Source organism: Qipengyuania qiaonensis, assembly GCF_019711515.1.
GTDB lineage: Bacteria > Pseudomonadota > Alphaproteobacteria > Sphingomonadales > Sphingomonadaceae > Qipengyuania > Qipengyuania qiaonensis.
Map to the genome: position 1 here is coordinate 65,121 of NZ_JAIGNO010000007.1, position 22,677 is coordinate 87,797.

The following is a 22,677-nucleotide window of genomic DNA, read 5'->3' on the forward strand; positions in this document are numbered from 1 at the left end:
ACAGGCTCAGGACGAGCGGATTTTTGCGCGCTTAACACCATGCCCGCTCAGCCTGAGCCTGTCGAAGGCCCCGCGTTGACGGAAGAGACAAAGTAATGACCGAACTGACAAATCTCGGCGTCAAGGCCATCCGCGACGGCGTGGCCGACGGCACCTTCACCGCGCGCGAAGTGGCCGAGGCGTTCAACGCTGCCGTCGCCGCTGCATCCGAACTCAACGCCTTCATCGTCGCCACGCCCGACCACGCGCTCGCCGCCGCCGATGCGGTCGATGCCAAGCGCGCGAAGGGCGAGGATCTGGGGAAGATGGGCGGCGTGCCCATCGGGATGAAGGATCTGTTCGCCACCAAGGGCGTGCAGACCACCGCTGCCAGCCACATCCTCGAAGGGTTCACGCCCGAATATGAAAGCACCGTCTCGCAGAATTTGTGGGATGCGGGTGCGGGCATGCTCGGCAAGCTCAATCTCGATCAGTTCGCAATGGGCTCGTCCAACGAGACCAGCTATTTCGGCAATGTCGCTTCGCCATGGAAGAAGGACGGCACCAATGCCGCGATGAGCCCGGGCGGGTCATCCGGCGGTTCTTCCAGTGCCGTGGCCGCACGTATCGCGCCTGCTGCAACCGGCACCGACACCGGCGGTTCGATCCGCCAGCCCGCCGCCTTCACCGGCATCTGCGGCATCAAGCCGACCTATGGCCGCTGTTCGCGCTGGGGCGTCGTCGCCTTCGCCAGCAGCCTCGACCAGGCCGGGCCGATGGCGCGCAGCGTCGAAGACTGCGCGATCATGCTAGAGGCCATGGCCGGTTTCGATCCGAAGGATGCGACCAGCCTGCAGATGGACGTGCCCGCATGGGAAGCGGGCCTCGATGCCGACCTCAAGGGCAAGAAGATCGGTATCCCGAAAGAATACCGGATGGACGGCACCGACGAGGAAATCCTCAAGAGCTGGGAGCAGGGCAAGGAATGGCTCCACGATGCGGGGGCCGAGATCGTCGATGTCAGCCTGCCGCACACCAAATATGCGCTGCCCGCCTATTACATCGTTGCGCCCGCCGAAGCGTCGAGCAATCTCGCGCGCTATGACGGCGTGCGCTACGGCCTGCGCGACCTGCCCGACGGGGCGGGCCTGCAGGACATGTATGCCGCGACCCGCGCCGCCGGTTTCGGCGACGAGGTCAAGCGCCGCATCCTGATCGGTACCTATGTGCTCAGCGCGGGCTTCTACGATGCCTATTACACACAGGCACAGAAGATCCGTACGCTGGTGGCGAAGGACTTCGCGCAGGCTTTCGGCCAGTGCGACGCGATCCTCGCGCCGACCACGCCGACGGCCAGCTTCCCGCTCGGCTCGCTCAACGAAGACCCGCTGACGATGTATCTCAACGACGTCTTCGCCGTGCCCGCAAGCCTCGCCGGCCTGCCTGCGATGAGCGTCCCCGCCACGCTCAACGCCGACGGCTTGCCGCTCGGCCTGCAGATCGTGGGCAAGCCCTTCGACGAACAGGGCGTGCTCGACACGGGCCTCGCGATCCAGCAGCGCGCCGGGTTCGACGCGAAGCCGGACAAGTGGTGGTAATGCCCGGGGTCGGAATGCTTCTGGTCATCGTCGGGGCGATATTTCTGACGGGCGCGGTTGCGTTCTACATTTCGCGCAATGTCGAGCACGGCGAGGCGCGGTTCGGCCCCGGCGGCGAGCAGCTTCCCACGCATCCGCCGGAGCCAGAGAAGAAAGACATGAGCGTGACCGTCACGCGAGAGCGAGAAGATCGATGAGTAGTTACCGCATCCAGGGCGCAACCGGCGAATGGGAGGTCGTGATCGGCCTCGAAGTGCATGCGCAGGTCACCTCCAACGCCAAGCTGTTCAGTGGCGCGGCGACAGCCTTCGGGGCTGAGCCGAATACGCAAGTGTCCCTGGTCGATGCGGCGATGCCCGGCATGCTGCCCGTGCCCAATCGCGAATGCATCCGTCAGGCGGTGCGCACCGGCATGGCGATCGAGGCCGAGATCAACACATACAGCCGGTTCGACCGCAAGAACTACTTCTATGCCGACCTGCCGCAGGGCTACCAGATCAGCCAGCTCTACCACCCCATCGTGGGCGAGGGGCAGTTGCTGATCGAGGCCGACGAGAAGGCCGGGATCGCCGAAGACAAGGTCATCGGCATCGAACGCATCCATGTCGAACAGGATGCGGGCAAGCTGATGCACGACCAGCATCCGACCATGTCCTATGTCGATCTCAACCGCAGCGGCGTGGCGCTGATGGAGATCGTCTCCAAGCCAGACATGCGCTCGCCTGCGGAGGCCGGCGCCTATGTCCGCAAGCTGCGCGCGATCCTGCGCTATGTCGGTTCGTGCGATGGCAATATGGAAGAAGGCTCGATGCGCGCCGACGTCAATGTCAGCGTGCGCAAGCCGGGTGAGGAATTCGGCACGCGGACCGAGACGAAGAACGTCAATTCGGTGCGCTTCGTGATGCAGGTCATCGAATACGAAGCCAACCGCCAGGTCGACGTGATCGAGAACGGCGGCAAGGTCGATCAGGAAACGCGCCTGTTCGATCCGGGCACCGGCACCACGCGGACCATGCGCAGTAAGGAAGATGCGCACGATTATCGCTACTTCCCCGATCCTGATCTGCTGCCGCTGGAACTGGAGGAGGATTTCCTTGCCGAATGCCGGGCGAGCCTGCCCGAACTGCCAGACGCCAAGCGCCGCCGATACGAAAACGATCTCGGCCTCACGCCTTACAATGCGCGCGAATTGACCGCCGAGGTCGAAACCTTCGCGCGTTTCGAAACGCTGCTGGCCGCCGCCGCGGCGAAGATCGGCAAGGGCGAGGCGCAGGTCGCCACGCAGGTCGCCAACTGGGCGCTATCGGTCGCGCCGGGCGTGATGAAATCGCTCGGCGACGAGGCGAACATGGCCAATGCCACCGCCGAAGCGCAGGCCGGCATCCTTGCCATGCAGGACAAGGGCGAGATTTCCGGCGGCCAGGCCAAGGAAATCTACGAAATCGTCCTGCGCGATGGTGGTGAACCGGAGAAAATTGCCGATGAGAAGGGCCTCAAGCAGGTCAGCGATACCGGCGCCATCGAGGAAGCGATCGATGCGATCATCGCCGCCAATGGCGACAAGGTCGAAGAATATCGTAGCGGCAAGGACAAGCTGTTCGGCTTCTTCGTCGGCCAGACGATGAAGGCGATGCAGGGCAAGGCCAATCCGGCGGTGGTCAACCAGATCCTCAAGGACAAGCTCAGCTGAGGCCAGATTTCCCATCATCATAGTCCGTTAGGAAAATCGAACTAGTGCCGCGGAAGCAGGCCGATCGGGCGGGGATGTGTTGCCCCGCCTGAACAGCCTGTTGCCGCAAACTTAATTGCACCGGGGGGGCGCAACATGAAGATTCTTTCCGCGATAATTCCGTGCGCGCTGGTCGTATCCGCGCCGCTTTCAGCCGAGACGCTGTCGAACACCCATGTTCTGATGCTGCTCGATGCCGGGCTCGGTGAAGAGGCAGTCATCGCCAAGATCGAAACCGAGCAGGGCGAGTACGCGACCGACACATCGACCTTGTTGCAATTGAGCGCACGCGGCGTACCGAGTTCCGTGATCGCGGCCATGGTCAAGCGGGCATCGATCGTGCCCGAAATGTCCGATAGCGCTGCCGATCCGTTGGCCCCGCATTTCCCGGGCGTCTATCTGTACGACGACTGGTCGAACGAACCGCGCATGTGGAAGATCGATCCGACCTCCTCATCGCAAACCAAGACTGGCGGTATATTCGGCTATGCCCTGACCGGGGGGATCGCGAGCGCCAGCGTCAAGGCAGTCATCCCGGGGGAGGAGGCGCGCCATAATGTGCCGAAGTCCACTCCGGTGTTCTACGTCTATCTGGACAGCGCGACCGGTGGAATGAGTGGGACCTTTTCTACGGGCTTCGGCGCGTCGATCCAGTCGCCGAACGAATTCTCTCTGGTCGCGCTGAGCCAGAAGAAGGGGCGTCGCGAGGCCCGGATCGGCAGCATGAACATTGCCGGCGCCAAGGCAGGCGTCATGGACAAGGACCAGATTCCCTTCAGCTATGAGCAAGTGGCGCAGGGCGTTTACAAACTGACGCCTGAAGCTCCGCTGGAAAAGGGACAGTACGGCTTCATTTTCGCTGTCGGCGGAGGTGCCGGCCCGGGCCTGGTTGGAAGTGCGGGCACCGCCGGGGCGCGCGTATTCGCCTTCGGTGTGGGCGACTAGACTCTATCGAAGCATGCCGGTGACAGGGCGCTGCCCGTTACCGGCACTTGGGATGCTGTCCGATATCGCGCAGATCGTAGAAATGACCATCTGCAATGGTCACCTGAACGCATTGGCGCGATTCCGGACGCCACTGGATCAAGTAGCGCGTGTTGCCGCTGGCGAAGTTATCGACCTGGCGGAAACCTCGCCGTTCCAGTTGCGACATACCGCCGGCGGCACGAGCGTCGGTCAGATCCTTGTAAACGGCGGCGCGATCGTACCCGCCATGGCCGTGGTGATGCGACAGGTTGGCATTGCGTTGTCGGACGCCTGCCGAATAGCCGCTCGAATAGGCATCCGACCGATCGTAATTATGATAGGCCGCGCTGTGCAGGCCGTCGGTAAAGCCGCGGTCGTAATACTGTTCGTCGTCCCTGCTGGAATAATGGTTGCCGTCATCGTGATGGTTCGACTTGTGGCTTAGCAGCGCGCCGAGAATGGCAGCTCCTGCAACGACGCCCACTGCGGCTGCCGTATTTCCACCCTTGTGATGCCCGCAATCCTGGTCCGAGGCATCGTTGATGGTCATTACCCGGCCATCGTAGACTTCGACCTGCACGCAGTCGTCGTCGCCTTCGTCCCACCAATAGCTGTAGACATAGCCCATCGAATTCTTGTTGGTGGACACATGGGCGAAGCCGCGCTGTTGTAGCTGGTATTCCGCATCGCTTCCTAGCGAGCCGTTGATATCCGTAAGCTGGCTGGCACTTTCCGCGAGCGCCGGCGGGATTGTCAGCGCGATCGCGGCACTCGTCGCAAAGATCTTCGAAAATAGTCCGGTCATGGCAAAGTCCCCTGTCTGCAAAAGATAAAGACAGCGCACCGTCGCTGCGGTGCGACTCGACCCGGCAAGACGGAATTGAACCATCGAACGGGATGAGCGGCAAGTAGGGCGAACCCGAAGGTCCGAAACCGGGCATAGAAAAAGGCGCCGGGAACTCCTCCCGACGCCTTCGTCTGTCTATCGATCTTCGATCAGCCCTGGATCTGGCCCGTAAGTGGCATGTCGCCGAAAGCGCCGGCGTTGACGGTGCCCGTCAGCTGACCGCCATCGACCGTCGCGGTGCAGTTGAGCGTCATCGGCATCGGAACCGTCATGTCCATCGCCCAGGTCAGCGTATTGCCGTCGATCTTGCCGTCCTTGACGTCCATCGAGCCCATGCCGCCGGCCATCGAGCCCGTGAAGCTGCCATCGTCGCCGGGGACGACGGTGAAAGTGCCCTTCTGGTCGCCCATCGGGCTTTTGACGACGGTGTCATAAGTACCTGCTACGGACATGGGTATTCCTCTCTTCGGTTTGAGATTTGAAGTGGCGGTTCAATCGGCGTTACTTACATCGCTGTCAACATCGAGATAGGTCGTTGGCAGGCCCAGCCGTTCGAGCTGAGCGTCGATTTCCTTGCGGTCGCCGACCACCACGATCGTGAGATTGTCGGGCCCGAGATATTCGCGTGCCGCCGCATCGATCGCTGCCTTGTCGATCGCGCGATAGGTTTCGGGCAAGGTGACGTAATAGTCGTCAGGGCGGCCCAGTTCGCTGTTTTCCACGATCGCGCCCAAGACCTGTCCGTTCGTTTCGAAGCGGTTCGGCAGGCCGCGAATGTTGCCGTCCGTGACGCGGTTGAATTCCGTATCGTCGACGCTGCGGGCGCCGTCGGCGAATTCGCGGGCGGTCTGCAGGATCAGTTCGATCGAATCCGCCGTACGGTCGGACTGGACCGCTGTGCTGAGGGTGAAAAGGCGTGGACCATCCGGCGCATCGACGCCGCTACGCGCGCCATAGCTCCAGCCTTTTTCTTCCCGGATGATCATGTTGATCCGGCTCAGGAACCCGTTGCCGAGCACTTCATTGGCCAGATCGAGCGCCTCCAGCCCCGGAGTGGGGCCGGTGAGCGGGAGAACGCGCCCCGCATAGATGACCGATTGCGGGGAATTGGGCCTGTCGATCACGACAAGCTGCGTTTGTGCGGGCGGAATTGCGACGTCGAGCGCTTTTGCCGGGGCAGCTTCGCCCGTACCTTGCCAATCGCCGAAGCTGCTTTCCAGCAGGGGGCGGATTTCGTCCATGGAGACGTCGCCCACCACGTAAATTTTAGCATTTTCCGGGCGTATCCAGCGTTGGTGTTCGGTTGCGAGCGTCTCCGGAACGATCGACTCGACGACCGGCACCGTGCCGAGCCCGCCGACCGAGCCGTAGGGATGGCCCTCGCCGAATACGAGCGGGCGCAGCGTGCGACTGGCAAGGCCGCCGGGCGAGGAGAGCTGCTGGGCGATTGCCGCCAGCCTTTGGTCGCGCACCCGCTCGACCTCGCCCTCCGCGAAAGCCGGATTGCGGACGATATCGGCCATCAGCGCGAGCGACGGCGCGAGATTGGCGGTGAGCGCATTCATCGTAACCGAACTCGAATCGAGCGAACTGCCGGTGCTGATCGAAGCGCCCAGCCGCTCCTGCTCCTCGGCGATCTCGACCGCGCTACGGGTTTCCGTGCCTTCCTCCAGCAGATCCATCATAAGCGACTGGATGCCGGCCTTGGCTGCGCCGTCCGCGGCATAGCCGGCGTCGAATTGCATGCTGACGACCGCCTTCGGAACGGCGCTGCGCCGCGCGAGAACGACTTCGATGCCGTTAGAAAGCTCGGCACGCTCGACCTCGGGGAAGGTCAGCGGGCCGACCGGCTCTGGCGTGGGCAATTCGCGCGGTGGACCGGTGCGGGTAATCTCGACCGGCTCTTTCGCATCGGGTTCGGGCGCGGGCGTCGTGGCCTCGTCGCCCCAGCCGCCCATGTCGCCGCCATTCTCGGTCCGCTCGCCCGGCACGACCGACAGGCGGTAAACCGGCCGCGTCAGCCAGCGCTGCATCGCTTCCTTCACCTGACCGGGCGTGGCGCCCGCAATGGCTTCGAGCTGCGTCTTGTACTGCGCCGGATCGCCCGTGTAGAGCAGCCCTTCGGCCAGGGTCGAACCCTTGCCGCCGAACCCTCCGACACGTTCCAGTGCATCGATTTCGCCCGACACCAGGCTGGTGGCCGCCCGCGCCAGTTCGTCGGCATCGGGACCTTCCGCCACCATCTGCGCAATGACCTCGTCGAAGCGCTTTTCCGCCACGGCCTGGTCGACGCCGGGCTTCACGTCCATCTGCGCGGCAAGAAGCGACACCTGTTCCGACTGGTAGCTATAGGCCGCCACGCTGGTCGCCAGCTGCTCGTCGCGGACGAGGACGTTGTCCAGCCGCGAACTGGCGAGGCCGCCCAACACATTCATGCCCACTTCCAGCGGGACGGCGTCGGGATGCGTCATCGCCGGTCCGCTCCACACGCGGTAGATGCGCGGCTGCGGGACCTGATCGACCATCACGCGCGATTTGTCGGCGGCGAGAGTGACCGGCGGGGCCTCCACCTCAGGTACTGCGGGCCCCGAAGGAATGGCGCTGAACCAGCGCTCGACCATCGGGCGCGCGGTCGCCGCGTCGATATCGCCGGTTAGCGAGAGAACGACATTGTTGGGTGCGTAATTGTCGATGAACCACTTGCGCACGTCGGTCAGGCTGGCCGCGTCCAGATCGGCCATCGAACCGATGGTGGAGTGGCGATAGGGGTGTCCGACGGGGAAGAGCCCTTCCAGCAGGGCGTAGAAGGTCAGGCCATAGGGCTGGTTGTCGCCCTGCCGCTTTTCGTTCTGAACCACGCCGCGCTGTTTATCGAGCTTCTCCTGGCTGATCGCGCCGAGGAGATATCCCATGCGGTCGCTTTCCATCATCAGCGCAAGGTCGAGCGCGCCTTTCGGCACCACTTCGACGTAGTTGGTGCGGTCGAAATTGGTCGAACCGTTGGTGCTGGTCGACCCTGCGGCCTCCAGCGGGATGTCGAAATTCTCGACATTCTCGCTGCCGCCGAACATCAGGTGTTCGAACAGATGCGCAAAGCCGGTGCGCCCGCGCGGTTCGTGCTTGGAACCGACACGGTAATAGGTGGTGACGCCCACGATCGGCGCCTTGCGGTCGGTATGGACGAGAACCGTCAGGCCGTTGTCGAGCGTGAACTGTTCGTAGGGAATATCCACCTCGTCCACGAGGTCGGCTACGGGTGCCGCCTGCGCGGTGTCTTGCGCGGTCAGGGCAACCGGATTCGCAGCGGCGAAACCGGCAAGCGCAACGGCTGCTATGCCGTTCATCAACATACGACGCATCGAATACTCCCTGTTAGCGCGTTGGCGTGTGGCTGACCGTATAGCGGCGCTTGGCGTTGGCAAGCACATCCTCGCGCCAGAAATGAACCGGCTTCAAGCGGTGCTGGACGAACAGCGTTGCCTGATCGGCATAATGCGGGGATGCGGGCCGCGTGGTCGCCGCACCATAGGGCTGGATGGAGCGCGAAGAGACGCGCCCGCCCGGCAACCATTCGACCCACTGGATGAAGCTGTCGCCATGGCGCACCGACAGGCGACCGTCATCGTCGACGTCCCACAGAGTAGAGGCGCGCAGCGTGTCCGATCCGCCGTCGAGCGGCAGATCGACCTTGCCTTGCCGCAAACGCAGCAATTCTCCCATCGGCGGGTCGATCCGCCCGAAATGGGTCTTGAGGTGCCCAACCTGCTTTTCCAGCTCGGTACGGGCGTCGGGCCAGGGTTTGTTCTGATAGCTGGCCGACATGAATTCGCGGATCATCAACAGCGCCAATGCGTCTGCCTCGCCGACATTGTCGGCGGTGAAATCCCAGCCCATCAGCATATCGCGCGCGCCGGCAAGTTCGGCATCGTCGGACAGGTCGAGTTCGGCCAGATCGTCCCACAGCCGCGCGACATAGCCGGCGCGTTCGTAGCCGGTATCGTATTTGATCTCTTCCAGCGTCGCCCGGTCGAGCAATTGCGCTTCGCTCATGAGCTTCCAGGCCCGGCGCGAGCGGTTGGTCTGCTTCAGTTCGACCCCCAGCTCGGGCGCGAAATCCTCGGGCGACAGATCGCTGCCGGCACCGGCAGCGGTGAACGGCGTGTTGTTGGCATTGTAGAGCCAACCGCTCGCCGGGTTCACATATTTCGGCAGCGACTGGTAGGGCACGGGACCGGACCAGATGGCTCGCGGATCGTCGCCGGGCAGAATATTGCGCCAGTCATATCCCTTCGCCCGGTCGGGCAGGGCGGCGTTGTAGATATAGGCGATATTGCCGGCCTCGTCGCCATAGATGAAGTTCGTCGATGGAATGTCCATCCGGGCCAGGACGGTCTGGAATTCCTCCAGATTCGTCGCCTTGTTGAGCCGGTAATAGGCGTCGAGCTGGCCGAGATTGCCGATCCCGCCATAGCGCACGGCGAAATAGCCCTTGTCGTTCTTGATCACCGGCCCGTGGACGCTGCGATAGACGGTGCGCCGGATGGGCAGGGTGATCGGGCCGAGCTTCACCGGCAGGGTCACGGTCTTCGTTTCCAGATCGCGCCACTGATTGCCGATGCGGTATTGCGTCCCGCCATCGTTCATCACCAGCTTGTAGAGATCGACCATGTCGGGCGTGTTGACCGTATTGGTCCAGCCCAGATGTTCGTTGTGGCCGAGGAAGGGGAAGGGGCTGCCGGGGAAGTTGGCGCCGGCATAATGCCAGCCTTCTTCGCTTTCGACGACGAGTTCGTACCACGCCACGCCGCCGCGCCAGGGCTGGTGACTGTTCGATACGAGGATGGTCGGCCCGCCCGATTTCTTCGGCATCACGGCAAAGGCGTTCGATCCGGCCAGCGCGCCGTCCTCGCCCCAGGGCAGCGGCCATGCCCGCGCTTGATCGGGGGCTGTGTCTGCCTCTTCGCGAATGACCTCGGCGGGTTCGGCGGCCGGTGTCGCTTCGCTGCCTGCGGCGGGGATGGGCGGGCCGAATTCGGGGCGCAGTTCCTCGCCCTCTACCAGCGGGCCGATGATGTTTCCGAGGCCGAAGAAGAACGGCTGGCGCAAGGCGAAGCCGGCAGCGACATCGACGCCGTCGACCGGGAACAGATTGCCCAGTTTCACTTCGCCGGGATGCTGTCGGGCGTAGTCGTTGAGCCCCGTCGCATAGGCATCGAACAGAGCGCGCGTATCCTTGGGCAGTCGGGGATAGGTCTCTTCTGCCGTGCCGCGGGCATCGAGCAGGTGATAGGCGTAATCGAACGCGGCGCCATCTTGACCGGCGATCGCGCCATAGCGCCCACGGCTCATCGCCACCACGTCCTGCAGGGTGAAGAAATCGTCCTCGGCATGGGCCACGGCGACGCCATAGGCGACGTCGGTGTCGGTCTTGCCGTAAATGTGCGGCACGCCGAACTCGTCGCGACTGATCTCGGCCGAATAGGCCCGGTTTGGCAGGGAAATGTCGGCGCGCTTGGCCCAGAAAGGCTCCCATGTCGCGAGCCCGATGAAGGCAACGAGCACCAGCACGAGCAGCGCAAAACCTATGCGCCCCAGCCATTTCTTCATAAAAACCCGTCCTCTCTTGCAACCCGGTTAGCGACTGCCGTCGGGACTCGCAATGCGATTGGGCAAAACCGCAAGGCGCCTGTTCCCCCACCCGGATTCGGCTGGCTAACGATGGGCCAGTGACAGCGCAGATCGCCATCGGCCACGAATCTTCCGGCAAACCGGTCGAGTTCGATATCGAGGAACTCCTCGCCACCCGTTTGCTCGTCCAGGGCAATTCGGGCAGCGGCAAATCGCACCTGCTGCGCCGCCTGCTCGAAGAAAGTGCGGGCATGGTCCAGCAGGTGGTGATCGACCCGGAAGGCGATTTCCCCTCGCTGGCCGAGGAGTTCGGTCACGTGGTGATCGACGGTTCGGCCTATTCGCCGCCCGAGATCGAGGCGCTGGCCCGCCGCATCCGCGAACACCGGGCCAGCGTGGTGCTCGATCTGGACGGGCTCGAGGTCGAACAGCAGATCCGCTGCGCCGCGCAGTTCCTGACCGCGCTGTTCGATGCTCCGCGCGAACACTGGTATCCGGCGCTGGTGGTGGTCGACGAAGCGCAGATGTTCGCGCCCGCCGCCGCCGGCGAGATGGCCGAGGATACGCGCCGCATGACACTGTCGGCGATGACCAATTTAATGTGCCGCGGGCGCAAGCGCGGACTGGCGGGCATCGTCGCGACGCAGCGGCTGGCCAAGCTGGCCAAGAACGTCGCCGCGGAGGCCTCGAACTTCCTGATGGGGCGGACCTTTCTCGACATCGACATGGTCCGCGCCGCCGATCTGCTCGGCATGGAACGGCGGCAGGCCGAACGTATCCGCGAACTGGAACGGGGCCATTTTCTGGCGCTTGGCCCGGCAATCACGCGCGTTCCCCTGGCGGTGAAGATCGGCCCGGTAAAGACCGGCCATATGGTGAGGAGCGAAGGGTTGATGGCGCTGCCCGACACCGCGCCCGAGGATATGGCAGCTTTGCTGACCACCGATCTCGCCAGCGAGGTCGCCAAGGCCCCGCCGCCACCGGCTCCGCCGCCCGCGCCGCGGGTTGACGAGATGGAAGACAGTATCGCGCATGCCGAGGAACGGCGGGTCGCTCCGCCCGCACCGGTCGACACCTCCGTCGTCGCCACGCGCATCGCCGGGATCATCGGCGAATTGGCGGGGGAAGAGGGCATCGCCTTCCAGTCGGCCAGCGCGCAATATCAGACCTTCCTCACGCGCTGCCGTCGCGAGCGGTTGATCGGGCCGATGCCCGACATGCGCGGTTTTCGCCGTCGCTTCGCGATTGCCGCGGCGGGGCTGGACGATCTGGCGGAGGATGCCCAGAGGCGCATCATGCAGTTGGCGGAAGCGGTCGAGGAAGACCTGCTCGGCCCCTTCCTCGTCATCGCCAAGGCCGCGCATGCGGGCGAAACGCAGGTCGACGAACATGCGCTCGCCCGCGCTTACGGCACCAGTTCCCCGGGACGCATCCGGCGCCTGCTCGATCATCTCGAACGGCAGGGATTGGTCGTGGTGCGCGAGGATTTCGGCGGTGACCGCACGGTGATGGTGCCGGGTCTCGAGGGCATCGGCGCCGAATAATTCGTGCTTGGCACTCGCCAAGCAACGAGACACCCCTATATCCGGGTAATACACCTTGCGAAAATCGCGGGGAGTACTTGTGTTGTATTATCGTCACACCATATCGACCCGGAATTCTTGATTGGGGTGTTTGCATGAATCTCGAAAAGTTCACCGATCGCGCCAAGGGTTTTCTGCAGGCGGCGCAGACCGTGGCCATCCGCAACAGCCACCAGCGCATTTCGCCGACGCACCTCCTCAAGGCGCTGCTCGATGACGATCAGGGCATGGCGGCGCAACTGATCCAGCGCGCGGGCGGCAATCCGGGGGTGGCGATCACCGAAATCGACAATGCGCTGGCCAAGGTGCCGGCCGTGTCGGGCGGTGGCGCGCAACAGACCCCGGGGCTCGACAACGACGCCGTGCGCGCGCTCGATGCTGCCGAACAACTGGCCGAAAAGGCGGGCGACAGTTTCGTGCCCGTGCAGCGCATTCTTCAGGCGCTGGCCATGGCCGACAATGCTGCCGGTAAGGCGCTCAAATCGGCCGGGGTCGATGCGAAATCGCTCGAAGCCGCCATTCAGGAAGTGACCAAGGGACGTTCGGCCCACAGCGCCGGAGCCGAGGAAGCCTACGACGCCATGAAGAAATATGCGCGCGACCTGACGCAGGCGGCGCGCGACGGCAAGCTGGACCCGGTCATCGGACGCGACGAGGAAATCCGCCGCACGGTGCAGATCCTGGCCCGCCGCACCAAGAACAACCCGGCCCTGATCGGCGAACCGGGCACCGGCAAGACCGCGATCGCCGAAGGTCTCGCGCTGCGTATCGCGAATGGCGACGTGCCAGACAGCCTCAAGGGCCGCACCTTGATGGCGCTGGACATGGGCGCGCTCATCGCGGGCGCGAAATATCGCGGTGAGTTCGAGGAGCGGCTCAAGGCCGTGCTCGACGAGGTGAAGGGCGCCGACGGGCAGATCATCCTGTTCATCGACGAGATGCACACGCTGATCGGCGCAGGCGCGAGCGAGGGCAGCATGGATGCGGGCAACCTGCTCAAGCCGGCCCTGTCGCGCGGCGAACTACATTGCATCGGCGCGACCACGCTCGACGAATACCAGAAATACGTCGAGAAGGACCCCGCGCTGCAGCGGCGATTCCAGCCCGTCTTCATCGACGAGCCGAGCGTCGAGGACACCATCTCGATCCTGCGCGGCATCAAGGACAAGTACGAGCTTCACCACGGCGTGCGGATTACCGACGGTGCGATCGTTGCCGCGGCGCAGCTCTCCAATCGCTACATCCAGAACCGCTTCCTGCCCGACAAGGCCATCGACCTGATGGACGAGGCGGCGAGCCGCATTCGCATGGAAGTGGAGAGCAAGCCCGAGGAGATCGAGGCGCTCGACCGGCGCATCATCCAGCTTCGGATCGAGGAACAGGCGCTGCAGAAGGAAACCGACGGTGCCTCCCGGGACCGTCTCGAGGCGCTGCGCAAGGAGCTGTCCGAGCTCGAGCAGCAGTCGTCGGAGCTGACCACGCGCTGGCAGAACGAGCGCGACAAAATCCATGCCGAGGCGCGGATCAAGGAAGAACTCGATCAGGCGCGGCTCGAACTCGAGCAGGCGCAGCGCGGCGGCGATCTCGCCAAGGCGGGCGAGCTGCAATACGGCAAGATTCCCGAGCTCGAGAAGAAGCTCGCCGAAGCTTCGGGCCAGACGGACAACGCCCTGCTCAAGGAAGAAGTTACCGAAGACGACATCGCCGGTGTCGTCAGCCGGTGGACCGGCATCCCGGTCGACAAGATGATGGAGGGCGAGCGCGAGAAGCTGCTCGACATGGAGAACATCCTGGCGAAACGGGTGATCGGCCAGTCGCAGGCGATCGACGCCGTCTCCAAGGCCGTGCGCCGTGCGCGGGCGGGGCTGCAGGATCCGGGGCGCCCGCTGGGCAGCTTCCTGTTCCTGGGGCCGACCGGGGTCGGCAAGACCGAACTGACAAAGGCGCTTGCGGGATTCCTGTTCGATGACGACCAGGCGATGGTCCGCATCGACATGAGCGAGTTCATGGAGAAGCACGCGGTCGCCCGCCTGATCGGCGCGCCTCCGGGATATGTTGGATATGAAGAGGGCGGGGTCCTCACCGAAGCCGTCCGCCGCCGCCCTTATCAGGTGGTTTTGTTCGACGAAGTCGAGAAGGCGCACGCGGATGTGTTTAATGTACTTCTGCAGGTTCTCGACGACGGTCGCCTGACCGACGGGCAGGGCCGCGTGGTGGATTTCAGCAACACGCTGATCATCCTGACCTCGAACCTCGGCAGCCAGTATCTCGCACAGATGGACGACGGCCAGAAGGTCGAGGACGTCGAGCCGCAGGTAATGGATGTGGTGCGCGGCCATTTCCGGCCCGAGTTCCTCAACCGGCTGGACGAAATCATCCTGTTCCATCGCCTCGCGCAGGAACACATGGCCCCCATCGTCGACATCCAGGTCGCCCGTGTCCAGAAGCTCTTGAGAGATCGCAAGATCGTGCTCGACCTGACCGAGGGCGCGAAGAAATGGCTCGGCCGGGTGGGTTATGACCCGGTCTACGGCGCCCGCCCCCTAAAGCGCGCGGTGCAGCGTTACGTGCAGGACCCGCTGGCCGATATGATCCTGTCGGGCAAAGTCGCGGACGGATCGACCGTCAGGATCGACGAGGGCGATGGGGAGTTGGGGATGGTGGTCGGCTGAAGTATTCTGGCAGATGGCACAAAAAATGGGCCCCGGAATGTCCGAGGCCCATTCTTTCTGGTATCCGACAAAATTAGAAACCGAATGTTGCCGCAACCTTGAAGTAGCGGCCCATAATGCCATCAAAATAGGTGACTACACCACCGCCTGCAGGCGCAGGAAACGGTGCTTCGCTGTCGAACAGGTTCTCCACGATGAAGCGGAAAACAAAGTCCTCGTCGGTTTTAAAGCTAATCCCGGCGTCTACATAGACGATGTCATCACGTTCGAAGAATTCGAATGTCGTCGGCGCCGCGTCAGCATCGACCACAGCTTTGCCGATGTACTGGAATTGCGTGAATGCGCCCCAATTGTCATTCTCGTAGGTTACGCCAACGGTGCCTTGATGCTTCGAGTAACCGATACCACCGCGAAGAGTACTTAGATCGCCCGTACCGACCCGCTCTTCCAACTTATCGATGTACTGGTACGAACCACGCAGACTGATCGTACTGTCGGCGCCGAGGAACGGAGTTGACTGGGTCCAACGCAGATCTGCAATCAGGCCCTGATAGTCGTAGGAGGCAACGTTCAGGAAACCGGTCCGGATGAACTCGACTTGCCCCGCTGCATCGCGATCAATGCGATCGCAGGACGGATCTGGGAAATTCACCGAATCGTAACAGGCTTCGAGAGTGCCTTCTGCATCGACACTCTGAATCGCACCTTCAAGGGCAATGTCCACGTAGTCGACCGACAAGGTCAGGCCCGGAGCAAAAGTCGGCGTGAAGACCAATCCAACTGTCCAACTGTCGGCCGTTTCGTTTTCGAGATCGGTATTGCCCGACAGTGAACCACGTGTGGTAAAGTCCACGATGTTCGAAGTGAAATTGGCCGGCAGACCATCGGCAGCACAGTTTGCCTGTCGCTGCGCCGGGTTGGGGCCCGAGTTGATGAAGCGGGCGTCGCAAGGATCGTCAGCCGTCGTAAAGATGGCGCTGGTCGGGTTGAACAATTCTGTGATCGCAGGCGCACGTATTGAACGGGTGAAGTTGCCACGGAATGCCAGATCCTCGATCGGCTTCCATCGTCCGCCTGCCGTCCAGGTAATGTCTCCCCCGGTCAACGAATTGTCGACGTAGCGAATGGCACCCTTGGCTTCCAGCAGGTTGATGAAAGGTACGCCCATAGACGGTGAAACAATCGGAATTTGGAGTTCGCCAAACACCTCGTCGGTATTGTACGAACCGGAAACTGGATCGATCGGGATTGACCGTCCGAACTGAGTGCGCGGCGCATCTGGATCGTTAGGGTCAGGCTGACCAAAGAAGAACGCTCCCGGATCGAAATCTGCACTTTCCTTGCGATGCTCGTAGCCGATTGAGAAGCCTACTGGGCCGCTCCAGATGTTGAACAAATCGCCGCCAACAGTTGCAATGAAGTCATACTGCTCATTGGTTGCTGTCGGATCGGCAATGGTGGTAATATATTGAGCCACCTCGGGCGAGTTCTGGTTGCCGAACGGGTTGAACGGTACGCAGGTCGCGCTGATCGTCTGAATTGGCGAATTTTCGGCTCCAGCAGGGCAACCGGCAAGCGCATTTTCGAAGTTCTGTTGAACCAGTTCCCGACTACGTCCTTCGGTCCGCGAACGTCCATAAACCCCTGAAACTTCCCAATTCAGATTGCGCGAACCGAGCGAAAAATCGCCACGAAGCCCACCCGCGATGCGGTATACTTCGACGGTTGACGAACCTTCGCCTGAGATGAGATCGGTATTGGCGCGACCGAGAAAAAAGAAGTCTTGCCCAGCGGGGAGTTGCGCTGCGATCGTCGCGCGCGCCTCATCTGACAAAAACGGGTTGCTGAGCGGGATGATCAGGTTGCCGTCGGGCGTGCCGGCGTCATCGAACAGCCAAGTATTGTAGACCGGTTGCGAACGCAATTCCGTACCCTTGGAATTGGCGTACTGACCTTCGAGGAATGCGGTGATGTTGTCGGTCACGTCGTAAGTGGCCGAAATAGCGCCCAAATAACGTTCGACCGGCGAGAGCAAGTTTTGCACAGGAGTTAGGCTGAACCCATTGCCACCCGAAGAGTTTACAACGCCATAGCGTTCACCAAAGTCGAGTGGAACGAGATTGCCGTTGGCATCGAAGACTAATGAATTGCCGCTTGCATCATAGAAATCAAAGCCGAATCCCGGTACGATATCGATACTGGTGGGTGCGCCGAACTCATTGAGAATTGGGATCCTGCGATCGTCGATCAAGATATTGTCGAAAGGTGAGTCCGGATCGTTCGGCGCGACATAGAAAAGGCCCTGCGCAGTTCTATCGCGGTCCGAATACAGAAGTCCTTCGGTCTTGTTGTATTCAAATGCTGCGACAACGTTGCCGCGACCATCGGCAAAGCTCGTGCCAGCCATTGCGCCAAGACGATACTCCCTCGCATCACCTTCTTCGGCGAGGCCCATCTGCGCGTCAAACCGAACACCTTCGAAGCTGTCTCTTAGGATGATGTTGACTGTTCCGGCAATAGCATCAGCGCCGTAGATCGGCGCACCTCCAACAGCGATAGTTTCGATACGATCGACCATTAAGGTCGGAATTGTGTTCAGATCGACCTGCGAACCTGCCGCAACCGGACCGAAAATCGAGGCGGTATTCGAACTGACGTAGCGGCGACTATTGACGAGCGTAAGCGTACGCTGCGAACCTAGACCAAAGAAGTTGATGAACGTCTGTCCGGAACCGAAGCTGCCAGCTTGGCCGCCAACAGGGTTGTTGGACGGTGGACCGAAAGCTGGTTGGTCTTCCAGAGCTTCTCCGATACTTGTTAGGCCGCGTTCTTCGATCTGGTCTGAACCGACCACGATGGATGGCTCCAGCGTGTCGCGATTGGCGCGCCGAATGCGTGATCCGGTGACCACAATCGCATCGCTTTCCGCAGAGTTCGCTTGAGTTTGCTCATCGGCGATGTCTTCATCGGAATTCTGTGCATAAGCTGGAGCGGAGAATACAAGAGCGGCGAGGCCGGCGCTTGTGAGAAGTGCGGCCCGTCCACCCATGGTGGAAATGGTCTTTTTCATGTTGTTCAGTCCCCATGTTTGTGCCGGTTGACCCGGCCCAGAAGGGGATAGAAGCAAGGGGCGACCGTCTAGGCAACCCACACGACGACGATGTCGCAACGGTTCGAGGTCAAGAGTATCAATAATGTCACAATCTGGCTGCAATGACGTTATTTTACTCGATTGGCCTTCACGCCCCCCTGGTTGCCGATCCTGATATAATATGCCGACAGCGCACCGCTCTTGATCAGCAGTTTGTCACCCACCTTTGGTTCGAGCAGTCGGCGCGGCACGTCGGAAATCCGCCAGACGGCCCCTTCCGCTGTACGGATAGTGTAGCCTGAGGGATACGAGCCGCTGACCGCTGCCACCGTCGTTTCGATTTCGTTGATCTCTTCCTCTTCGTTGTCTCGCTTGCCGAAGATGCCCAGATCCGGGAGGGCGAAGCCGAACAGGCCCCGCCTCGTTTCGCGCACCGCCTCCCGATCAACGATGCGGAGTTCTCCGGCGTCTTCGGCAGAGACTATTTCACCCGCCGCGCGGTCGAAGCAGGCGAGTCGGCTAGCAGGCTCGGTTTCTGCCTGGCACGCTTTTAGCGCTTCGAGATACGTGTTCTTCGCATCGGAATCTTGTGCGCTTGCGGGTATCGAAAGTGAAGCGAGAGCTAACGCCAGAGCGGCTGTGAATCTACCGGATGATTCGAGTGCGATATCTTGACCCGCTTGCATGCTTTTATTCTCCAATCCGTGCCAATTAGACTCGCCATACACGACGGCCCTCAAAAACTGAAAGAGGCATTAGGGTTTTGGAGCCATCTCTGCTAACTCAAACGAGAATTGTGGAGGATCTCGAAATGAAATTGCCGAACACAGCCTTGGCTATTGTTGTGTCGATGGCTTTGCCAGCCGCGCTTACTGCCCAGGACGCCGCGGAGCAGCAGCAGCAGGAGCCGGTGGTGGGGTCAATTTATTCCGAGGCTGCATCATCGACCCATGTCGCTTCCAAGGAAGAAATCACTGCGGGATCGAACAAGGAAAAGGTGATCTGCCGTCGTGACAAGGTGATCGGCTCACGAGTCAAGGCTGAGCGAGTATGCAAAACTGCAAAAGAATGGGAATGGGAAAAGAAAGCGAACCGCGAGATGGTAGAACGAGGCCAGAACCAGCGGACTACCTCTGTGGGCGGCTGAATTTCGCTACGTGAGCGGTTATTCGGTTTCGTAGTTCATCTTTTCCGCCCAGGGACGCAGGATAGGAATAACCGGCGACAGTTGATCGGCGTAGCGGCGCCAGCGTCCTGCTGCCCGCGTATATAGTTGCTCGCCGATCTGCGAATAGCTTGCCGTTCGAACCCGGCCCCGCTGGCGGGCGGTTTCGGTGTGGTCCAGCAAGCGGTCGTCCCATTCCAGCCCCAGCCATTCGATCAGAGGCTCGAGTTCGGTACGAGGATTCTCCACCAGCCGTTCGTAGCGGACTGCGCGCCAATCGACCGCGAACAGTTCCGTCGCGCGTTTCCACGAGCTAAATGCTGCGTCGTAAGTTCGCGCTGCTTCCTCCAATTCCGTGAAGCTGCGCATGGCGTGATTGAGATTGAAATTGGCCATGAATGTGCTGAGTACGACGTCGTACGGATGACGTTCGGCCAAAATGATCCTGGCGTTGGGAAACAGCCAGTGGATTGTCGGCACACGGGTCATGTTGAGCGGATGCTTGTCCACCAGCCATTTGCCATCTGCCATGCCGAAATGGCAGGCTTCCTTGAAGTATTCTCTACGCAAGTTGCCGATAGTGGACATATCCAGGTCACCGAGATCATGGTCGCCGATCCTTTTTAGCGTACTGGCCATCATTGGCCTTTCCTCCAGCACGCACAAATCGTCGATGCCCATCAGCATGGTGTCGAGCAGCGTGGTGCCCGAACGCGGAAATCCGACCAGGAAGACCGGGTCCTGCAAGCCGTCCTCAACGGCGCGGTCTGTTGGCAAATTTTGAGCCCAGTCCGCGGTCCATCTTTCTAGTTCGCTCCCCACCTTTTCGCGGAAACTCGCGCCTTCGGGGGCACGGCTTCCCGCAACCGAACCTGCGTTCATTTGTTCAAAGGCGGCAAAGGCTGCGGGGGCGTTCCCTAGCCGATCCTCGATTCCGCCAATCAAGTGAAAGCGCGCGACCGAATGCACCGTTTCAGGAATGGCTGCAGCGTGCCTCGCCGCATCTTCGAAACGACCCTCGCGGCGAGCTTTCCATGCCTTGAGAAATTCCGCTTCCGCCGGCGCTGCGTCGATATCGATACTGTCCACCAGTTCCGCCAGATCGTCGAGGCGATTGAGCGATTCATAGACCAGTCCAAGTTCGATGTGCGCCGGGCCGAAATGGGGCGACAGCTTTATCGCTTGCCGTAAGGTCGCGATGGCGGAATCGAAGTCTTCCACACGTGTATAGGCCATCCCCAACTCGGTGAGGACGCTGACATCATCCGGGGCGATGGCCCGGGCATCACTCAACGTCTTGATGAGCGCTTCCCGACGATCGGCCTCACGCAGGACCTCCGCCAGATTCAGATAAATCGGGATATCGGCTGGTGCTAATGTAATCGCGCGCTCAAAGGCCGTGATTGCTCCGTCAAAGTCGCCAAGTTTGGCTAGTACGTTGCCGAGATTGTTGAATGCGGCGAGGTCATTCATGTCTGCGGCTACGCAACGCCGGTAAGCTTCGGCCGCTTCTGCCAGACGACCCTCAGCCTGTAGCACGAACGCCTCTACTCGGATGAGGCGCGGATCACTTTCGTCTCGCGCAAGCGAAAGCGCGGCTTGATGATTTTCGACCGAAACGAAGGCGTTGGCAAGATTGACTTTCGTCGCGACATCGCGCGGGTTGATCGTCAGTATCCGCTCAAGATGCGGGATAGCACGCGAATGATCTTCCATTCGCTGTGCCGCCATAGCTGCTATCGCGTGCCATGGTGCTTCCTCGCCCAATGGTTCAGCGTTGTTCTCGATCAGTGCCAGCGCACCTTCGTTGTCGCCTTGCCGCAGCTTCGTCATTGCTGCCATCACCTGGGAGGAAGGCTGCGGCCTTGTCTGGTTCATCCGAAGTTACTCTGTTTGGGGCGGGCGACGTCGAACGCGACGGTCATCCGCTCTCCTTGCGGGAAAGGGCGCGTACCATGCCACATCGTGGATGGGAACAGTACCAAACGACCGATCTTGGGCTCGATTAAACGATGTGGCGGGAGTGAAGGCACCAATTCCCGGCTCTGACCGAGCGACAGCCAGCCAGCATGCGGGTCGCCATCGGATGATGCGGCAGGTAGGCCAACGTAGAACGCCGAACTCAGCCACCCTTGGCTGTGCACATGATCGACATGAAATCCCGCATCGGTGAGGCGCACGGACCACGACCCGGAAACACGCTGTGGCTCGTGATCTTGGAGCAAGGTGGGGTGACGAGGCCGGTGCGGCGAAAGCTGTCGAACGTGCTTGGCAACCGCGCCTAGCAAAGCGCGCCGAAGCTCGCGAATGACGGGTTCCGTGCGAAGCAGCAGGTTTCCATCCGTCTGTGTGCCATCGCGCACCGATTGGTCGAGCGGGGCTGCCTTGGCGACGTGCAACTCGCGCAGATAAGAAACGAGCCGATCGAAGTCGCCGAATTGTTGTGAAAGATCATACACTCCAACCAGGGACGGGTCGCCCTCGAGCCATTGCCAACGCCGGTCGTCGGTCATCCGCCACGCCAGTGACAGATAAGGCCACAGCATATTGTCACGATCGCGCTCGATAAGGGGTTCTATCAGCGAGGCAGCGGCGTCCGCACGTTCTGTCTTGACCAGGTGCCGGGCATGAAGCGATGCATCCGCAATGTCGACAAGGGCATCCACCTTGCCAAAAGCCGTGTCCGCTGCCGCGGTATCGCCCTGCTCGGAATGGATATGCCCGGCGAGCACTTGCAACCAAGGCTTCTCGCCCTGACTCGACCGGGCCGCGTGCAGTGCCGAAGCTGCAAGGTCCAGATCGCGCGCTTCGAGTGCCAGATTGACATGAAGTCGAAGTAGCCCCTCCGACGCGCCCGGTTCACGGCTCTTGTGCGCCAGAGTCTCGAGTGGGGCCAGCCCCATCTGTCCTCGCAAATGGGCGAGGTCGCGCTGGCCGTCGAGCCATTCAGGGTTCGCTCCGACCACGCGGTCCAGGAACGCTATTGCTTCCGATGATCGTCCCTCACGAAACAGTGCGGCTGCGAGACCCTGAAAAATACTGCCGTCTTGCGGCGCAAGTTGCGCGGCCCGTTCGAAGAGGGCCACTGCCGGCACGCCCGCATCCAGCGATGCCCGCGCATATGAATGAGCAATCAGGCCGTCGGTCGGTGCGAGACGGGCGGCCTTGCCGAAGGCTTCGAGTGCGGTCTGGCTGTCGCCTACCGCTCGCGCAGCAAGACCGAGTAGCTGGTGCATACGCGGATCGCCTGCGAATGCCTTGGAAAGCTTCCGTGCCAGCGGCATCAACAGTTCCGGATAATCGGCCTTCAATAGGGAAAGACCTGAGGCAAAGGCAGCCTGGGCATCCGATTTCGGAAAGCTGGCGACGATCTTCCTTGCTTCTTGTCTGGTCATCCTGCGCCTTTGATCCGTCCCCTG

Annotated in this window: 15 protein-coding genes; 7 read left to right on the plus strand and 8 right to left on the minus strand. The window is 61.6% G+C overall.

Annotated elements, in window-relative coordinates:
* Positions 1 to 95 precede the first annotated feature (95 nt).
* The 4 genes from gatA (at position 96) to K3174_RS11815 (ending at position 4,251) form a co-directional block, all read left to right on the plus strand.
* Complete coding sequence (gatA, locus tag K3174_RS11800) at positions 96 to 1,577, plus strand: Asp-tRNA(Asn)/Glu-tRNA(Gln) amidotransferase subunit GatA (protein ID WP_221558581.1); 1,482 nt, start codon at positions 96 to 98, stop codon at positions 1,575 to 1,577.
* Positions 1,577 to 1,774 (plus strand): hypothetical protein, encoded by a 198-nt coding sequence (locus tag K3174_RS11805; protein ID WP_221558583.1) that lies wholly within the window; start codon positions 1,577 to 1,579, stop codon positions 1,772 to 1,774. Before gatA ends, K3174_RS11805 begins: the two co-directional genes overlap by 1 nt.
* Positions 1,771 to 3,267 (plus strand): Asp-tRNA(Asn)/Glu-tRNA(Gln) amidotransferase subunit GatB, encoded by a 1,497-nt coding sequence (gene gatB / locus K3174_RS11810; RefSeq protein WP_221558585.1) that lies wholly within the window; start codon positions 1,771 to 1,773, stop codon positions 3,265 to 3,267. The genes K3174_RS11805 and gatB overlap by 4 nt, the downstream gene beginning before the upstream one ends.
* 135 nt (positions 3,268 to 3,402) lie before the next feature.
* Positions 3,403 to 4,251, plus strand: a complete 849-nt coding sequence (locus tag K3174_RS11815; RefSeq protein WP_221558588.1) for a hypothetical protein — start codon at positions 3,403 to 3,405, stop codon at positions 4,249 to 4,251.
* 37 nt (positions 4,252 to 4,288) lie between these two features.
* Here the strand turns inward: K3174_RS11815 and K3174_RS11820 are convergent, their stop codons facing one another.
* The 4 genes from K3174_RS11820 to K3174_RS11835 form a co-directional block, all read right to left on the minus strand.
* Positions 4,289 to 5,077 (minus strand): hypothetical protein, encoded by a 789-nt coding sequence (locus tag K3174_RS11820; RefSeq protein ID WP_221558590.1) that lies wholly within the window; start codon positions 5,075 to 5,077, stop codon positions 4,289 to 4,291.
* 191 nt (positions 5,078 to 5,268) lie between these two features.
* Complete coding sequence (locus tag K3174_RS11825) at positions 5,269 to 5,571, minus strand: hypothetical protein (RefSeq protein WP_221558592.1); 303 nt, start codon at positions 5,569 to 5,571, stop codon at positions 5,269 to 5,271.
* A 39-nt stretch (positions 5,572 to 5,610) separates the two neighbouring features.
* Positions 5,611 to 8,478 (minus strand): M16 family metallopeptidase, encoded by a 2,868-nt coding sequence (locus K3174_RS11830; protein WP_221558594.1) that lies wholly within the window; start codon positions 8,476 to 8,478, stop codon positions 5,611 to 5,613.
* 13 nt (positions 8,479 to 8,491) lie between these two features.
* Positions 8,492 to 10,726: a penicillin acylase family protein gene (locus K3174_RS11835; RefSeq protein WP_221558596.1), complete on the minus strand. Its 2,235-nt coding sequence runs from the start codon at positions 10,724 to 10,726 to the stop codon at positions 8,492 to 8,494.
* Positions 10,727 to 10,845: 119 nt separating this feature from the next.
* Here K3174_RS11835 and K3174_RS11840 point away from each other — a divergent pair, with 119 nt between their 5' ends.
* Both K3174_RS11840 and clpB read left to right on the plus strand, forming a co-directional pair.
* Positions 10,846 to 12,291 carry an ATP-binding protein gene (locus tag K3174_RS11840; RefSeq protein WP_221558603.1) on the plus strand — a complete coding sequence of 482 codons (1,446 nt, stop codon included), beginning with the start codon at positions 10,846 to 10,848 and terminating at the stop codon, positions 12,289 to 12,291.
* A 134-nt stretch (positions 12,292 to 12,425) separates the two neighbouring features.
* Complete coding sequence (clpB, locus tag K3174_RS11845) at positions 12,426 to 15,002, plus strand: ATP-dependent chaperone ClpB (RefSeq protein WP_221558605.1); 2,577 nt, start codon at positions 12,426 to 12,428, stop codon at positions 15,000 to 15,002.
* 73 nt (positions 15,003 to 15,075) lie between these two features.
* Here the strand turns inward: clpB and K3174_RS11850 are convergent, their stop codons facing one another.
* Together K3174_RS11850 and K3174_RS11855 are read right to left on the minus strand one after the other, a co-directional pair.
* A complete protein-coding gene (locus K3174_RS11850; RefSeq protein WP_247712125.1) occupies positions 15,076 to 18,072 on the minus strand; it encodes a TonB-dependent receptor domain-containing protein in 2,997 nt (998 codons plus the stop codon).
* A gap of 149 nt (positions 18,073 to 18,221) precedes the next feature.
* Positions 18,222 to 18,794, minus strand: coding sequence for a hypothetical protein (locus K3174_RS11855; RefSeq protein ID WP_221558607.1), 573 nt, complete (start codon positions 18,792 to 18,794; stop codon positions 18,222 to 18,224).
* Between the two features lie 110 nt (positions 18,795 to 18,904).
* On the opposite strand from K3174_RS11855, the gene K3174_RS11860 reads away from it, so the two are divergent.
* Positions 18,905 to 19,240 (plus strand): hypothetical protein, encoded by a 336-nt coding sequence (locus K3174_RS11860; protein WP_221558609.1) that lies wholly within the window; start codon positions 18,905 to 18,907, stop codon positions 19,238 to 19,240.
* 18 nt (positions 19,241 to 19,258) lie between these two features.
* On the opposite strand, the gene K3174_RS11865 is transcribed toward K3174_RS11860, so the two are convergent.
* Positions 19,259 to 21,100: a tetratricopeptide repeat-containing sulfotransferase family protein gene (locus K3174_RS11865; protein WP_221558611.1), complete on the minus strand. Its 1,842-nt coding sequence runs from the start codon at positions 21,098 to 21,100 to the stop codon at positions 19,259 to 19,261.
* A 32-nt stretch (positions 21,101 to 21,132) separates the two neighbouring features.
* The gene (locus tag K3174_RS11870; protein ID WP_221558613.1) at positions 21,133 to 22,653 is read right to left on the minus strand and encodes a putative 2OG-Fe(II) oxygenase; all 1,521 of its coding nucleotides are present in this window, start codon (positions 22,651 to 22,653) and stop codon (positions 21,133 to 21,135) included.
* Between the last annotated feature and the right edge of the window lie 24 nt (positions 22,654 to 22,677).

Coding starts and splice junctions, on each gene's coding strand:
- gatA (WP_221558581.1), top strand. CDS start 96: ATGACCGAACTGACAAATCTCGGCGTCAAGGCCATCCGCGACGGCGTG.
- K3174_RS11805 (WP_221558583.1), top strand. CDS start 1,577: ATGCCCGGGGTCGGAATGCTTCTGGTCATCGTCGGGGCGATATTTCTG.
- gatB (WP_221558585.1), top strand. CDS start 1,771: ATGAGTAGTTACCGCATCCAGGGCGCAACCGGCGAATGGGAGGTCGTG.
- K3174_RS11815 (WP_221558588.1), top strand. CDS start 3,403: ATGAAGATTCTTTCCGCGATAATTCCGTGCGCGCTGGTCGTATCCGCG.
- K3174_RS11820 (WP_221558590.1), bottom strand. CDS start 5,077: ATGACCGGACTATTTTCGAAGATCTTTGCGACGAGTGCCGCGATCGCG.
- K3174_RS11825 (WP_221558592.1), bottom strand. CDS start 5,571: ATGTCCGTAGCAGGTACTTATGACACCGTCGTCAAAAGCCCGATGGGC.
- K3174_RS11830 (WP_221558594.1), bottom strand. CDS start 8,478: ATGCGTCGTATGTTGATGAACGGCATAGCAGCCGTTGCGCTTGCCGGT.
- K3174_RS11835 (WP_221558596.1), bottom strand. CDS start 10,726: ATGAAGAAATGGCTGGGGCGCATAGGTTTTGCGCTGCTCGTGCTGGTG.
- clpB (WP_221558605.1), top strand. CDS start 12,426: ATGAATCTCGAAAAGTTCACCGATCGCGCCAAGGGTTTTCTGCAGGCG.
- K3174_RS11850 (WP_247712125.1), bottom strand. CDS start 18,072: ATGAAAAAGACCATTTCCACCATGGGTGGACGGGCCGCACTTCTCACA.
- K3174_RS11860 (WP_221558609.1), top strand. CDS start 18,905: ATGAAATTGCCGAACACAGCCTTGGCTATTGTTGTGTCGATGGCTTTG.
- K3174_RS11865 (WP_221558611.1), bottom strand. CDS start 21,100: ATGGCAGCAATGACGAAGCTGCGGCAAGGCGACAACGAAGGTGCGCTG.
- K3174_RS11870 (WP_221558613.1), bottom strand. CDS start 22,653: ATGACCAGACAAGAAGCAAGGAAGATCGTCGCCAGCTTTCCGAAATCG.